Consider the following 13051-nt stretch of genomic DNA (forward strand, 5'->3'; position numbering starts at 1 on the left):
GCCTTCTTTACCCGCTTGAAAGTCGCTTCGCTGGCCCATCACACGCCTCGCCAAGCGCAACACCGCGCGGGTCACTCTCCGAAGGCTGTATTTCAAGTCAGTGAATTCAATAGGTTGCTTACGCCATGTTGCTGATGATCGATAACTACGACTCTTTTACCTACAACGTTGTGCAGTACCTGGGCGAGCTGGGCTCCGAGGTCAAGGTCGTGCGCAACGACGAACTGACCATCGCCGAAATCGAAGCCCTCAAGCCCGAGCGCATCGTGGTCTCTCCCGGTCCTTGCACGCCGACCGAAGCGGGCATTTCCATCGAAGCCATCAAGTATTTCGCCGGCAAGCTGCCGATCCTGGGTGTCTGCCTGGGGCACCAGTCGATCGGCCAGGCCTTTGGCGGCGACGTGGTGCGCGCCCGGCAAGTCATGCACGGTAAGACTAGCCCGGTATTTCACGAGAACAAGGGCGTGTTCGAAGGTCTGAATCTTCCGCTGACCGTCACCCGCTACCACTCCCTGATCGTCAAGCGCCAAACCCTGCCAGATTGTCTGGAACTGACCGCCTGGACTCAGCTCGAGGACGGCTCTGTGGATGAAATCATGGGGCTTCGTCACAAAACGTTGAATATCGAAGGCGTGCAATTTCACCCCGAGTCTATTCTCACCGAACAGGGTCACGAGCTGTTCGCCAACTTCCTCAAACAAACCGGCGGCACGCGCTAAGGACTTTTCATGGATATCAAGACAGCCCTGAGCCGTATCGTCGGCCATCTCGACCTGAGCACCGACGAAATGCGCGATGTGATGCGCGAAATCATGACCGGCCAATGCTCGGATGCGCAGATCGGCGCATTCATGATGGCCATGCGCATGAAGAGCGAGAGCATCGATGAGATCGTCGGCGCGGTTTCGGTCATGCGCGAGCTGGCGGACCAGGTCGAACTCAAGACCCTGGATGGCGTGGTGGATGTGGTGGGCACCGGCGGTGACGGCGCCAATATCTTCAACGTTTCCACTGCCTCGGCCTTCGTCGTCGCCGCGGCCGGTTGTACCGTTGCCAAGCATGGCAATCGTGCGGTCTCCGGCAAGAGTGGCAGCGCCGACCTGCTGGAGGCGGCCGGGATCTACCTGAACCTGACGCCAGTACAGGTGGCGCGTTGCATCGATAACGTGGGCATCGGTTTCATGTTCGCCCAGACCCACCACCGCGCCATGAAGTACGCCGCCGCGCCGCGTCGTGATCTGGGCCTGCGGACGATGTTCAATATGCTCGGCCCGCTTACGAATCCGGCCGGCGTGAAGCATCAAGTGGTCGGTGTGTTCAGCCAGGCATTGTGCCGGCCCCTGGCCGAGGTCTTGCAACGTCTGGGCAGCAAGCACGTGCTGGTGGTCCATTCGAAGGATGGCCTGGACGAATTCAGCCTGGCTGCACCCACGTACGTGGCTGAATTAAAAAATGATCAGATCAGCGAGTATTGGGTCGAACCTGAAGACCTGGGCATGAAGAGCCAGAGCCTGCATGGGCTGGCGGTGGATGGGCCGGCCCAGTCGCTGGAGCTGATTCGCGATGCCTTGGGGCGCCGCAAGACTGAAAATGGCCAGAAGGCCGCCGAGATGATCGTGCTCAATGCGGGCGCCGCGTTGTATGCGGCGGATCACGTCAGCAGCCTCAAGCAGGGCGTGGAACTGGCCCATGATGCGTTGCACACCGGCCTTGCCAGGGAAAAACTCGAAGAGTTGGGTGCATTTACCGCCGTATTCAAAGTGGAGAACGAAGGATGAGTGTGCCAACGGTTCTGGAAAACATTCTGGCTCGCAAGGCTCAAGAGGTTGCCGAACGCAGTGCTCGGGTCAGTCTGGCAGAGCTGGAAACCTTGGCGCGGGCAGCGGATGCGCCGCGTGGCTTTGCCAAGGCGCTGATCGATCAGGCCAAGAGAAAGCAGCCAGCGGTGATTGCCGAAATTAAAAAGGCTTCCCCCAGCAAAGGCGTGATTCGTGAACACTTCGTCCCCGCCGACATCGCCAAGAGCTATGAGAAGGGCGGTGCGACTTGCCTTTCGGTGCTGACCGATATTGATTTTTTCCAGGGTGCCGATGAATACCTCAAACAGGCGCGGGAGGCGTGCAAGCTGCCGGTGATTCGCAAGGATTTCATGATCGATCCTTACCAGATCGTTGAAGCCCGAGCCCTGGGCGCAGATTGCGTGCTGTTGATTGTGTCCGCCCTGGACGATGTGAAAATGGCCGAGCTGGCGGCGGTCGCCAAAGGCGTGGGCCTGGATGTCCTGGTGGAGGTCCACGATGGCGAGGAGCTGGAGCGGGCCTTGAAGACCCTCGATACTCCGCTGGTCGGGGTGAACAACCGTAACCTGCATACTTTCGAAGTCAGCCTGGAAACGACTCTGGATTTGTTGCCGCGTATTCCGCGTGATCGCTTGGTGATCACCGAGAGCGGGATCCTGAACCGGGCCGATGTCGAACTGATGGAAGTCAGCGATGTGTATTCGTTCCTGGTGGGCGAAGCGTTCATGCGCGCGGAAAATCCGGGTACCGAGTTGCAACGTCTGTTCTTCCCTGAACGCGGCGTTCCGATAAGCGGTTCGACGCTGGATTGATTCAATGTCGCCGGTGATTTCCCTGACCGTCGAAGCCGGTCTGCAAGCCGAACAGGATTTGCTGGCCAGCATCTGTGCAGGCGACGCTGAGTTCGGCTTGTTGTTCTGGCAGCCCAATGATCGCGCGCTGGTCATGCCTCGTCGTTTGAGTCGTTTACCGGGGTTCGAACACGCCTGCCAAATCTCGGCGGCCCACGACTGGCCAGTGCTGCTGCGCGAAACCGGCGGTGAGCCGGTGCCGCAGTCTGCCGCCACCGTCAATATCGCCCTGGTTTACGCTCCGCCGCGTAGTGAAGGCGACCATGGCCGCATCGAAACCGGTTATCGCCTGTTGTGTGATCCGATCTGCCAGTTATTGGATGAGCTGGGTGGGGTGGCTTCGTTGGGTGAAGTCGAGGGTGCGTTCTGCGACGGTCGATTCAACGTCAATCTCGACGGCCGGAAAATGGTCGGCACTGCTCAGCGCTGGCGTCAGAGCAAGGGCGGCCAACGCCCGGTGGGTCTGGTGCATGGAGCCCTGTTGCTGGAGAACGAACGCGAATCGATGGTTGCCGCGGTCAATCGTTTCAATGAAGCCTGTGGCCTGGCGCAGCGAGTGCGCGCCGAGAGTCATATTGCCTTGCATGAAAAATTCCCGGCGCCTCACGCGTTGCAGCGGCTTGAGGCGCTGTACCGGGAACTGCTGACCAGGCTGCTCGCCTAGCGCGTCCCAAAGACCACCATGGTCTTGCCTTTGACGCTGACCAGGTTGCGCTCTTCCAGATCCTTGAGCACACGACCGACCATCTCCCGCGAGCAACCCACAATCCGGCCGATTTCCTGGCGCGTCACCTTGATCTGCATGCCGTCCGGGTGGGTCATGGCATCGGGTTGCTTGCACAGTTCCAGCAAGCAGCGGGCGACGCGACCGGTCACGTCGAAGAAGGCGAGGTCGCCCACCTTGCGGGTAGTGTTGCGCAGGCGCTGTGCGATTTGTCCGCTGAGGACGTAAAGAATGTCGGGATCCTGCACCGACAGTTCCCGGAACTTGCTATAGCTGATCTCCGCGACCTCGCATTCGACCTTGGCCCGTACCCAGGCGCTACGTTCCTGTTCTTTGCCTGCCTGTTCAAACAATCCAAGTTCGCCGAAGAAATCCCCGGCGTTGAGATAGGCGATGATCATTTCGCGACCGTCATCATCCTCGATCAGGATCGTGACCGACCCTTTGATGATGAACGACAGGGTGTCGGAGCGATCGCCCGCGCAGATGATGTTGTGCTTGGCTGGATAGCGGCGACGCTGACAATGCATCAAGAGTTTGTCGAGATTCTTGATCTTGGGTGTGGGAGTAATGGCAACCATGGTTGTATCCCGAAAGACTGCGCGGTGTATTGATTTGGATTTTTTGTGGGGCGCGAATGGCAATCGCTATAGCTGGCCATACGCCAGCTAATTGGCGCCAGCTTAACAGAGGCGTCCTTAATTGATTTGAGAATTTACCTACACGTATTTGTCATGCGTCCTAAGGCAGAAGCCGCCGTGGCGGGGGGCTGTGCTAAGCTGGCGACCCTTTTTTCAGACAGTGGAGTCTTGGCGATGAAGGCACGCATCCAATGGGCTGGCGAAGCCATGTTCCTCGGTGAGTCAGGTAGCGGTCATGTGGTCGTCATGGATGGCCCGCCAGAAGCCGGAGGTCGGAACCTGGGTGTAAGGCCGATGGAAATGCTCCTGCTGGGCGTGGGTGGTTGCAGTAATTTCGATGTGGTCAGCATCCTTAAAAAATCGCGCCAGGCCGTCGAAAGTTGCGAAGCCTTCCTGGAAGCGGAGCGCGCCACCGAAGACCCGAAAGTGTTCACCAAGATTCACATGCATTTCGTGGTGAAGGGGCGTGCCTTGAAGGAAGCCCAGGTCAAGCGCGCCATTGAGCTGTCAGCCGAGAAATATTGCTCGGCTTCCATCATGCTCGGCGCCGCCGGTGTTGAAATCACTCACGATTATGAAATCATCGAATTGGGTTGAATCGACATCCAACCATCATAAAAGCAGTGCAAGCTCTGGCGATCAGAAGCCGACCTCTGCATAATGCGCCACTTTTTTCAGGGCAGTGATCGGTCCTCCGGCCGGTCCCTTGTCTGGACAGACAACCAAAATCGCCATCGCGAAGAGGTGTTAACCGTCCTACGCAGGTGCGTCGTTCGCATCTGACGGGCATGCTTGATCACGCGGCCAGGCCGCAATACATAGAGAGTTTTCAAACGGTGAAAAGCAAACTCAAGCTCCATGGGTTCAATAACCTGACAAAGACCTTGAGCTTCAACATCTATGACATCTGCTATGCGGAAACCCCGCAGGACCAGCAGGCCTACGTCGAGTACATCAATAAAGAGTACAACGCCAAGCGCCTCACGCAGATCCTCACGGAAGTTGTCGATATCATTGGTGCCAACATCCTGAACATCGCCAGTCAGGACTATGAACCCCAAGGCGCCAGCGTGACCATTCTGATCTCGGAAGAACCGGTGACACCGACCGACAGCCAGATCGAAGAGTCCCCGGGCCCATTGCCGGAAATCATCCTGGCCCACCTCGACAAGAGCCACATTACGGTACATACCTACCCGGAAATCCACCCGGTGGATGGCATTGCGACGTTCCGTGTGGACATTGACGTGTCGACCTGTGGCGTCATTTCACCGCTCAAGGCACTCAATTTCCTGATTCACCAGTTCGACTCGGACATCGTGACGGTGGATTATCGCGTGCGTGGCTTTACCCGCGACGTTGAAGGCCACAAGCACTTTATTGATCACGAGATCAACTCGATTCAGAACTATCTCTCCGAAGACACTCGCGACGCGTATCAGATGACCGACGTGAACGTGTATCAGGAAAACCTGTTCCACACCAAAATGCTGCTCAAGAACTTCGAGCTTGATAACTACTTGTTCGGGGACGCTACCAGCAACCTCTCTGCTGAACAGCGGGATCAGGTGGAAGACCGTGTGAAACACGAAATGCTGGAAATTTTCTACGCGCGCAACATGCCACGCTGAAGGTTTCAGCTACAAAAAAGGCGGCTCCCCATGGGAGTCGCCTTTTTTAGTTTCTGTAGAACGTGGATGAACGCACAGGCCTGCAACGCTGTGGCGTGGGTATAACCCCTTCGCCACCCTTGCACGATCAGATTCGATAGGTGCTCTTGGTCATGACCTTGGCCAGCAGGCTCATGCCGAACTTCACCGGCGCTGGAAAACGAAACCCTCCGGCCTCGAGCGCACTTTCGGCGTGCTGCTCTTCATCCTCGCGCATCTGCTTGAGAATCGCCCGGGACTTTTCGTCCTCGGCCGGCAACTGCTCCAAGTGCTCATTCAGGTGTTTGCACACCTGATGTTCAGTGGCCGCCACAAAGCCGAGGCTGACTTTGTCGCTGATCAGCCCGGCCACTGCGCCGATTCCAAATGACATCCCATAAAACAACGGGTTCAGGACGCTGGTATGGCTGCCCAGTTGGTGAATGCGTTGTTCGCACCAGACCAGATGGTCGATTTCTTCCTCGGCGGCATGCTCCATCGCCTCACGTACCTGGGGCAGCTTCGCCGTCAGCGCCTGGCCCTGATACAGCGCCTGGGCGCAGACTTCACCGGTGTGGTTGATGCGCATCAGCCCAGCGACATGGCGGGTTTGCTCGTCACTCATTTGCACGTCTGGCTGCACGATAGCCGGCGATGGACGGTAGGGCTGACCACTGAAGGGCAGCAGCGTACGCATCGCGGTATCAGCTTGCAGCAGTAGACGGTCAATCGGTGAGTAGTGACGTTGGGTAGTCATGCTTACCTCCGGGAAAAATCTCGGCGGCCAGTTTAACTCAATCGGCCGCTCAGGATTTGCGTTGGGTCAGGGTATCAACCCGGCGGCCAGTTCATCTGGCGCTGCCCAAGCACATGCATATGAATGTGATAGACGGTCTGTCCCCCAAGTTCATTGCAGTTCATCACCACACGAAAACCTTCTTCGCAGCCCAGTTCAAGCGCCAGGCGCTGGGCAGTGAACAGGATATGCCCGGCCAAGCCTTTGTCTTCTTCGGTCAGATCATTGAGCGTGCGGATCGGTTTCTTTGGGATGACCAGGAAATGCACAGGTGCTTGAGGGGCGATGTCGTGGAACGCCAGAACTTGATCATCTTCGTAAATGATCTTGGCCGGAATCTCCCGGTTGATGATCTTGGTAAACAGAGTATCCACAGCTGTTTCTCCATTGGGTTAGTCGAGCTTGAGTGTACTTAAGGCGCGATTGGCGAGCCCGGTTTTTCACGGGAAAAGGCATTCAGCGGGGGCAGCAGGCCTTGTTGGTCATGCCGGCAATCGTGCGAACCAGCCATCGCGGGCCCAGCCGCGGCAACGCTGCCAGCCAGCGATTGCGGCGCCCAGGAATGATGATCGCCCGGTTTTTTTCCAGTGCGCGCACGGCATACAGCGCGACTTCCTCCGGGCTCATCAGGGTTTGACTGTCGTTGAATTTCTGTTCATTGAGCTGCGCCCGGGCGAAAAAGCCGGTTCGTGTCGGGCCAGGGCAAAGCACCGATACCTTTATTGCGCTTTTTTTCAGCTCGACCCGCAGGGCTTCGGAGAAATGCAGCACGTAAGCCTTGCTGGCGTGATAGGTGCTCATCCAGGGGCCAGGCTGGAACGCGGCGATCGATGCAACGTTCAGGATCTGGCCACCGCCCTGCAGCGCCATGCTGTTGCCCACCGAGTGACAGAGCCGCGTCAAGGCGAGGATATTGACTTCGATCAGGTCCTGCTCGGTCATCCAGTCCTGGCCCAGGAACGGCCCGCTGGTGCCGATACCGGCACAATTGACCAGCAGGTCGATCTGTCGCTCGCCTTCTTCCAGCTCGAGCAGAAAGCCTGAAAGCCTCAGCGGTTCTCCCAGGTCACAGGCCCGGAACAACACCTCCACGCCAAAACGCTGAGTCAGTTCGATTGCAATACTTTCCAGCCGATCACGCTGTCGAGCCACCAATATCAGGTCGCGACCGCGGCGGGCGAGTGCTTCGGCCATTGCCAGGCCAATGCCACTGGAGGCGCCAGTGATCAGAGCGTAACGGGTCATGCAGTTCTCCATCGCAACGGCCCGTCACCAGTGTACTGAGCTGTCACCGGCACGAAGCGCGCTTATTGTTCCTCTTCATAGTCTACAGAAGGCGCAGCAGGCTCGGCTGCTTCGACGGCTGGTTCTGCAGTGTCTTCATCAATGAGCTCGCTGCTCTCATAGCTGCTCAAGGAACTGCTGTCGTATTCCTCTGTGATGCCGCTGAATGCACCGGCCATTGCGGCAAGGAAAGCCACCACGATCATGACAATCCACAGTGACGAAAGTACCTTGACCGCAGTGCTGTTGGGCGGCGGCGGGGGGCCATAGCGATTGGCGCCGGTGTTGCCGGGCAAGGCCATGAGTACGAAGGGGAAGACACTGCCCACGAACGGCACCAGGTTGAGCAGCCACAACCACCCGGACCAACCCAGGTCGTGCAGGCGCTGGACGCTGAACTGGATGCTTACATAAGCAAAGCCCAGTGCGATGATCAGTCCCAGCAGGCCGCCGACGATCATTGCCGCTGTGGAGCTGGAGGCGAGGAACCAGGTCACGCCCAATGAAAAGGCTGTGCCCACCACAAACAGCATGACCAGCGTCAAGGCCATGGTCCAGCCCAGGAAGCGCAGTCGTCCGATGCGCCCATCGAAGCTGAAGGGCTTGAGCGTGCTGTACTCGGCCATTGCCTCACCCACCTCGGCTCGGGGTGGCGCGTAGGGCGATACCGGGTCGATGATGGAGTCCGGGTGGCGTCCGTTCGACGGCGGCGAATGCTGTACCTCGTCCAGGTTCAGTTCGAGGGAAGGTTCGGCTTCGATTCGTGCATCGATCCCGCTCTTGTTGAGAGCCTCCAGGTACTTCTGCGCTTCGGCCTGGGACAGGTTGCTTTTAAGCGCCACCTTGCGCCCGCTGAACAACCGCTCAATGGCACTGACATCGCTTTTGAACAGTTCAGCCAGGTTGAGCTTGGCTGTGGTGGTTTCGACACCCGGCAGCAGGGCTCCATCGAATACGATATTGAAACGGGTTTCGCTCATGCCAGGCATCCTTGTCTCATAAGGTTAAGCAATGGTTTTGATCCGGTTGATTTCAGCGGGGCCATTGGCCGCCGAGTTGTGTCGCGCGGGCCAGCGCTTGCCGGTATTCTTCATCCAGGCGTGTCACTAGCTGATCGACACTTGGCAGATCATGGATTTCACCCACGCCCTGGCCTGCGGACCATACGGTTTTCCAGGCCTTGGCTTCGTCGTTCAGTGGCTTGAGTTTGGAACCGAAATCCACCTCGCCCTTGCCCTGCAGGGCGGCCAGGTCGAAACCGGCGTTTTCCAGGCTTTGGCGCATGAAGCTGGCCGGCACTCCAGACACCGCAGGAGTATGCACGATGTCTGCGGCTCTGGATGTGAGCAACATCTCTTTATAAGCGTCAGGCGCATGGCTTTCGGTCGTGCCGATGAAGCGTGTGCCGAAGTAGGCCAAATCCGCGCCAAGCAGTTGGGCGGCCAGAATCTGATGGCCGTGGTTCAGACATCCCGCAAGCAGCAGGGTTTTGTCGAAGAACTGGCGGATTTCGGCGACCAGTGAGAAAGGGCTCCAGGTCCCGGCGTGGCCACCTGCGCCGGCGGCGACCGCTATCAAGCCGTCGACACCGGCTTGGGCAGCTTTCTCAGCATGACGGCGCGTGGTGACATCGTGGAATACCAGCCCACCATAGCTGTGAACCGCATCCACCAGTTCTTTCACGGCGCCCAGGCTGGTGATGACAATCGGCACCTTATGTTCGATGCAGATGGCCAGGTCGGCCTGAAGTCGTGGGTTGCTATGATGGACGATCAGGTTCACGGCATAGGGTGCCGGGTTTTCCATTGTTGCCAGGCCCGCTTCGATTTCTTCCAGCCAAGCCTTGAAACCACTGCTTTCGCGCTGGTTCAGCGCCGGAAAGCTGCCGACGATTCCGTTGCGGCAGCAGGCCAGTACCAGCGGTGGATTGGAAATCAGAAACATCGGCGCTGCCACGACGGGCAGGCGCAAACGTTGTTCAAGCAGAGCGGGCAGCGACATCGGAAGTACCCCGGATAAGGTGGTGCTGATTGAAAGTTAGAACGGCCGAACCACGACCAGAATTACGATAGCCAGCAATATCAGAACCGGCACTTCATTGAACCAGCGATAAAAGACATGGCTGCGGGTGTTTTCGCCACGGGCGAAGCGCTTCAATTGCGCGCCGCACATATGGTGATAGCCGATCAGCAATACCACCAGGGTCAGCTTGGCGTGCATCCAGCCGCCTTGAGTGAAGTAGGCACTGGCGTTGAGACTCAGCAGCCAGATGCCGAATACGAGGGTGGCGATCATCGCCGGCCCCATGATGCCGCGATACAGCTTGCGCTCCATGACGATGAAGCGTTCTTTGCTGACGCTGTCTTCGCTTTGGGCGTGATAGACGAACAGGCGAGGCAGGTAGAACAGGCCGGCGAACCAGCAGACCATGCTGATGATATGAAGTGCTTTGAGCCATAGATAGAGCATTTTTTTGTATTCCCAGATTCACGGTAGCCCGATAGTAGAGGCTAGAGCGGCCACACGTCACCTTGGCGGTTGTCGCCGGGCCGCGCGGCCCCTATCATCGACAGCTTTCCAGTGGGTTCGTTGAGGGCAGGTATATGGTCAAGGTCGGTATCGTCGGCGGCACGGGTTACACCGGTGTCGAACTGCTGCGTCTGTTGGCACAGCATCCGCAGGCTGAGGTGGTGGTCATTACCTCCCGATCCGAGGCTGGACTGGCCGTCGCCGACATGTATCCGAACCTGCGGGGCCATTACGACGGCCTGGCGTTCAGCGTTCCGGACATCAAGACCCTCGGGGCCTGTGATGTGGTGTTCTTCGCCACGCCTCACGGTGTTGCCCATGCCCTGGCAGGCGAGCTGCTGGCCGCCGGGACCAAGGTCATCGACCTGTCGGCAGATTTCCGTCTGCAGGACGCTGAAGAGTGGGCCAAATGGTACGGTCAGCCACACGGTGCGCCAGATCTGCTGGACGAGGCGGTCTACGGCCTGCCGGAAGTCAATCGCGAGAAAATCAGGCAGGCACGGTTGATCGCTGTCCCGGGCTGCTATCCAACGGCAACGCAACTGGGTTTCCTGCCGCTGCTCGAGGCGGGGCTTGCTGATGCGTCGCGTCTGATCGCCGACTGCAAGTCGGGTGTCAGCGGTGCCGGCCGTGGTGCCAGTGTCGGCTCGTTGTACTCCGAGACGTCGGAAAGCATGAAGGCGTATGCCGTCAAAGGCCACCGTCATCTGCCGGAAATCCGCCAGGGGCTGCGTCGCGCGGCAGGCAAGGATGTCGGCCTGACTTTTGTGCCGCACCTGACGCCGATGATTCGGGGCATTCACTCCACGCTGTACGCAACCGTCGTCGACCGTTCCGTAGACCTGCAAGCGTTGTTCGAGAAGCGTTACGCCAACGAACCGTTCGTCGATGTGATGCCGGCTGGCAGCCACCCTGAAACTCGTAGCGTACGCGGCGCTAACGTTTGCCGGATCGCGGTGCATCGCCCACAGGATGGCGATCTGGTAGTGGTGTTGTCGGTCATCGATAATCTGGTCAAAGGCGCGTCCGGCCAGGCTGTGCAGAACTTGAACATCCTGTTCGGGCTGGATGAGCGTCTGGGTCTGTCCCACGCTGGGATGTTGCCTTAACTCCAATCTGAGGCTGCAAGCTTGAAGCGCCAGGCTTGCAGCTCATAACGTGTAGTTTGCGCCTGCCTCTCAAATAGTTGACCGATTTTCTAGGAGAAGCGGATAATGCGCGTCATCACGCATTATGGCGGCGTAAGCGCCGGGAGATATTCAGCATGAGCGTCGAAACCTTCACCCCCACGGCTTTGCAATTCACCCACGGTGCCGCGCACAAGGTGAAGAGTCTGGTCGATGAGGAGGGGAATGATCGTTTAAAGCTGCGCGTTTTTGTGACGGGCGGCGGTTGTTCGGGTTTTCAATACGGCTTCACTTTCGATGAGGAAGTGGCTGATGACGACACCATCGTCGAACGCGAAGGTGTCAGCCTCGTGGTCGATCCGATGAGCTTCCAGTACCTGGCGGGTGCTGAGGTGGATTATCAGGAAGGGCTGGAAGGGTCGCGCTTCGTCATCAAGAACCCTAACGCCACCACAACCTGTGGATGCGGTTCTTCGTTTTCGATCTGAGGCTTTAAATAAGAACGCCGCAGCGCCTTACGGCTCTGCGGCGTTTTGCTGTGCGGCGAAAAATGGATTCAGGCGGGATAGATTGCGCCGAGTATGCGCAAACCCCGTGCGCCGGTGACACTTGGGCGATTCGCTGAAATGCCTTCAAGGCAGCAATGGGCCAGCCAGGCAAAGGCCATGGCTTCGACCCAATCCGGGTCTACACCGTAAGTGGCCGTGCTGCTGACTTGGGTGTTTGGTAGTAAGTCGGCCAGTCGCTTCATGAGTGTGCGGTTATGCGCGCCGCCGCCGCAAACCAGCAGCTCTTGAGTGTTGGTCTGGGCATTCTGCAGTGAGTGGACGATGGTCAGGGCCGTCAGTTCGAGTAGCGTTGCCTGCACGTCTTCAGGGGCGAAGACCGGTAGGTGCGACAGGTGCTGGGTCAGCCAGGACAGGTTGAACACTTCGCGCCCTGTGCTTTTAGGGCCTTGAGTGACAAAGAAAGGGTCGCCAAGCAGAGCCTTTAGCAGAGCCGGTTCGACTTTTCCGCTGGCAGCCCACAGACCATCGCGATCAAAGTGCTCGCCCCGTTGCTGATGTATCCAGGCGTCCAGCAATACGTTGCCAGGGCCGCAATCGAAACCGGCTACGGGCTTTTCGGGTTCTATCAGGCTGAGATTGCTGAAGCCGCCGATATTCAGTACGGCGCGATTGCCGGCCCGTTCTTCAAACAGTGCTTCGTGAAACGCAGGAACCAGCGGGGCGCCTTGCCCGCCAGCAGCGACATCGCGACTGCGAAAATCGCTGACGACGGCAATGCCGGTCAATTCGCTCAACAATGCGGGGTTGCCGATCTGCACGGTAAAGCCACGGGCCGGCTCGTGTCGTATGGTCTGACCATGGCTACCGATTGCCCGGATACCTTCAGGTTTGAGCTTCTGTGCGTCGAGCAGCGTGTGGACGCCCTGCGCAGCCAGCCTTACCCAGTTTTGTTGGGCAATGGCTGAGCGAGCGATCTCATCGGGCCCGCTGCTGCATAACTCGAGCATTTCGGTGCGCAGGGAGGCGGGCATGGGGATGTAGTGCGTGGCGATCAACTTGATCGCCGGAGTCAGTTCGATCAGCGCGATATCCAGTCCATCCAGGCTGGTGCCAGACATCACGCCGATATAGTGCGCCATGGT

The 13051-nt window shown here is 58.3% G+C and carries 16 protein-coding genes; 8 read left to right on the plus strand and 8 right to left on the minus strand.

Features of this window, described 5'->3' with window-relative positions; genetic code table 11:
* The first annotated feature begins 125 nt into the window (after positions 1 to 125).
* Genes BW979_RS06305 through BW979_RS06320 form a run of 4 tightly spaced genes read left to right on the plus strand, consistent with a single transcriptional unit; the run spans position 126 to position 3314 of the window.
* The gene (locus BW979_RS06305; protein WP_047228053.1) at positions 126 to 719 is read left to right on the plus strand and encodes an aminodeoxychorismate/anthranilate synthase component II; all 594 of its coding nucleotides are present in this window, start codon (positions 126 to 128) and stop codon (positions 717 to 719) included.
* Between the two features lie 9 nt (positions 720 to 728).
* Positions 729 to 1778: an anthranilate phosphoribosyltransferase gene (gene trpD, locus BW979_RS06310; protein ID WP_076383439.1), complete on the plus strand. Its 1050-nt coding sequence runs from the start codon at positions 729 to 731 to the stop codon at positions 1776 to 1778.
* Entirely contained in the window at positions 1775 to 2611 is an 837-nt protein-coding gene (gene trpC, locus BW979_RS06315; protein ID WP_047228051.1) for an indole-3-glycerol phosphate synthase TrpC, read from the plus strand. Before trpD ends, trpC begins: the two co-directional genes overlap by 4 nt.
* 4 nt (positions 2612 to 2615) lie before the next feature.
* Positions 2616 to 3314 carry a lipoate--protein ligase family protein gene (locus tag BW979_RS06320; RefSeq protein ID WP_076383440.1) on the plus strand — a complete coding sequence of 233 codons (699 nt, stop codon included), beginning with the start codon at positions 2616 to 2618 and terminating at the stop codon, positions 3312 to 3314.
* Here BW979_RS06320 and crp read toward each other — a convergent pair.
* Positions 3311 to 3955, minus strand: coding sequence for a cAMP-activated global transcriptional regulator CRP (crp, locus tag BW979_RS06325; RefSeq protein ID WP_047228049.1), 645 nt, complete (start codon positions 3953 to 3955; stop codon positions 3311 to 3313). The two genes, BW979_RS06320 and crp, sit on opposite strands and share 4 nt — an antisense overlap.
* 234 nt (positions 3956 to 4189) lie before the next feature.
* On the opposite strand from crp, the gene BW979_RS06330 reads away from it, so the two are divergent.
* On the plus strand, positions 4190 to 4612 hold the full coding sequence (locus tag BW979_RS06330; protein ID WP_003206127.1) for an OsmC family protein: 423 nt from the start codon (positions 4190 to 4192) through the stop codon (positions 4610 to 4612).
* A 239-nt stretch (positions 4613 to 4851) separates the two neighbouring features.
* Positions 4852 to 5646, plus strand: coding sequence for an adenosylmethionine decarboxylase (speD, locus tag BW979_RS06335; RefSeq protein WP_047228048.1), 795 nt, complete (start codon positions 4852 to 4854; stop codon positions 5644 to 5646).
* 127 nt (positions 5647 to 5773) lie between these two features.
* On the opposite strand, the gene coq7 is transcribed toward speD, so the two are convergent.
* The 6 genes from coq7 to hemJ all read right to left on the minus strand — a co-directional run bounded on the left by coq7 (position 5774) and on the right by hemJ (position 10213).
* Complete coding sequence (coq7, locus tag BW979_RS06340; RefSeq protein ID WP_047228047.1) at positions 5774 to 6421, minus strand: 2-polyprenyl-3-methyl-6-methoxy-1,4-benzoquinone monooxygenase; 648 nt, start codon at positions 6419 to 6421, stop codon at positions 5774 to 5776.
* A gap of 74 nt (positions 6422 to 6495) precedes the next feature.
* Positions 6496 to 6834, minus strand: a complete 339-nt coding sequence (locus BW979_RS06345; protein ID WP_003316306.1) for a histidine triad nucleotide-binding protein — start codon at positions 6832 to 6834, stop codon at positions 6496 to 6498.
* 82 nt (positions 6835 to 6916) lie between these two features.
* The gene (locus BW979_RS06350; RefSeq protein ID WP_047228046.1) at positions 6917 to 7705 is read right to left on the minus strand and encodes an SDR family NAD(P)-dependent oxidoreductase; all 789 of its coding nucleotides are present in this window, start codon (positions 7703 to 7705) and stop codon (positions 6917 to 6919) included.
* 62 nt (positions 7706 to 7767) lie between these two features.
* A complete protein-coding gene (locus BW979_RS06355; protein ID WP_047228045.1) occupies positions 7768 to 8724 on the minus strand; it encodes a DUF805 domain-containing protein in 957 nt (318 codons plus the stop codon).
* Positions 8725 to 8776: 52 nt separating this feature from the next.
* Complete coding sequence (locus BW979_RS06360) at positions 8777 to 9745, minus strand: NAD(P)H-dependent flavin oxidoreductase (RefSeq protein ID WP_076383441.1); 969 nt, start codon at positions 9743 to 9745, stop codon at positions 8777 to 8779.
* 36 nt (positions 9746 to 9781) lie between these two features.
* A complete protein-coding gene (hemJ, locus tag BW979_RS06365) occupies positions 9782 to 10213 on the minus strand; it encodes a protoporphyrinogen oxidase HemJ (RefSeq protein ID WP_047228043.1) in 432 nt (143 codons plus the stop codon).
* A 134-nt stretch (positions 10214 to 10347) separates the two neighbouring features.
* On the opposite strand from hemJ, the gene argC reads away from it, so the two are divergent.
* Together argC and erpA are read left to right on the plus strand one after the other, a co-directional pair.
* Complete coding sequence (gene argC, locus BW979_RS06370; RefSeq protein ID WP_047228042.1) at positions 10348 to 11382, plus strand: N-acetyl-gamma-glutamyl-phosphate reductase; 1035 nt, start codon at positions 10348 to 10350, stop codon at positions 11380 to 11382.
* 155 nt (positions 11383 to 11537) lie between these two features.
* Positions 11538 to 11888, plus strand: coding sequence for an iron-sulfur cluster insertion protein ErpA (gene erpA, locus BW979_RS06375; RefSeq protein ID WP_003206114.1), 351 nt, complete (start codon positions 11538 to 11540; stop codon positions 11886 to 11888).
* 68 nt (positions 11889 to 11956) lie between these two features.
* Here the strand turns inward: erpA and BW979_RS06380 are convergent, their stop codons facing one another.
* Positions 11957 to 13048, minus strand: coding sequence for an anhydro-N-acetylmuramic acid kinase (locus BW979_RS06380; protein WP_047228041.1), 1092 nt, complete (start codon positions 13046 to 13048; stop codon positions 11957 to 11959).
* Between the last annotated feature and the right edge of the window lie 3 nt (positions 13049 to 13051).

The organism is Pseudomonas sp. A214, from assembly GCF_900156295.1.
GTDB classification, from domain to species: domain Bacteria; phylum Pseudomonadota; class Gammaproteobacteria; order Pseudomonadales; family Pseudomonadaceae; genus Aquipseudomonas; species Aquipseudomonas rhizophila.

Excerpts from the sequence above, each read along its gene's own strand:
- BW979_RS06305 (WP_047228053.1), top strand. The coding sequence starts at position 126 with ATGTTGCTGATGATCGATAACTACGACTCTTTTACCTACAACGTTGTG.
- trpD (WP_076383439.1), top strand. The coding sequence starts at position 729 with ATGGATATCAAGACAGCCCTGAGCCGTATCGTCGGCCATCTCGACCTG.
- trpC (WP_047228051.1), top strand. The coding sequence starts at position 1,775 with ATGAGTGTGCCAACGGTTCTGGAAAACATTCTGGCTCGCAAGGCTCAA.
- BW979_RS06320 (WP_076383440.1), top strand. The coding sequence starts at position 2,616 with ATGTCGCCGGTGATTTCCCTGACCGTCGAAGCCGGTCTGCAAGCCGAA.
- crp (WP_047228049.1), bottom strand. The coding sequence starts at position 3,955 with ATGGTTGCCATTACTCCCACACCCAAGATCAAGAATCTCGACAAACTC.
- BW979_RS06330 (WP_003206127.1), top strand. The coding sequence starts at position 4,190 with ATGAAGGCACGCATCCAATGGGCTGGCGAAGCCATGTTCCTCGGTGAG.
- coq7 (WP_047228047.1), bottom strand. The coding sequence starts at position 6,421 with ATGACTACCCAACGTCACTACTCACCGATTGACCGTCTACTGCTGCAA.
- BW979_RS06350 (WP_047228046.1), bottom strand. The coding sequence starts at position 7,705 with ATGACCCGTTACGCTCTGATCACTGGCGCCTCCAGTGGCATTGGCCTG.
- BW979_RS06355 (WP_047228045.1), bottom strand. The coding sequence starts at position 8,724 with ATGAGCGAAACCCGTTTCAATATCGTATTCGATGGAGCCCTGCTGCCG.
- BW979_RS06360 (WP_076383441.1), bottom strand. The coding sequence starts at position 9,745 with ATGTCGCTGCCCGCTCTGCTTGAACAACGTTTGCGCCTGCCCGTCGTG.
- hemJ (WP_047228043.1), bottom strand. The coding sequence starts at position 10,213 with ATGCTCTATCTATGGCTCAAAGCACTTCATATCATCAGCATGGTCTGC.
- argC (WP_047228042.1), top strand. The coding sequence starts at position 10,348 with ATGGTCAAGGTCGGTATCGTCGGCGGCACGGGTTACACCGGTGTCGAA.
- erpA (WP_003206114.1), top strand. The coding sequence starts at position 11,538 with ATGAGCGTCGAAACCTTCACCCCCACGGCTTTGCAATTCACCCACGGT.
- BW979_RS06380 (WP_047228041.1), bottom strand. The coding sequence starts at position 13,048 with ATGGCGCACTATATCGGCGTGATGTCTGGCACCAGCCTGGATGGACTG.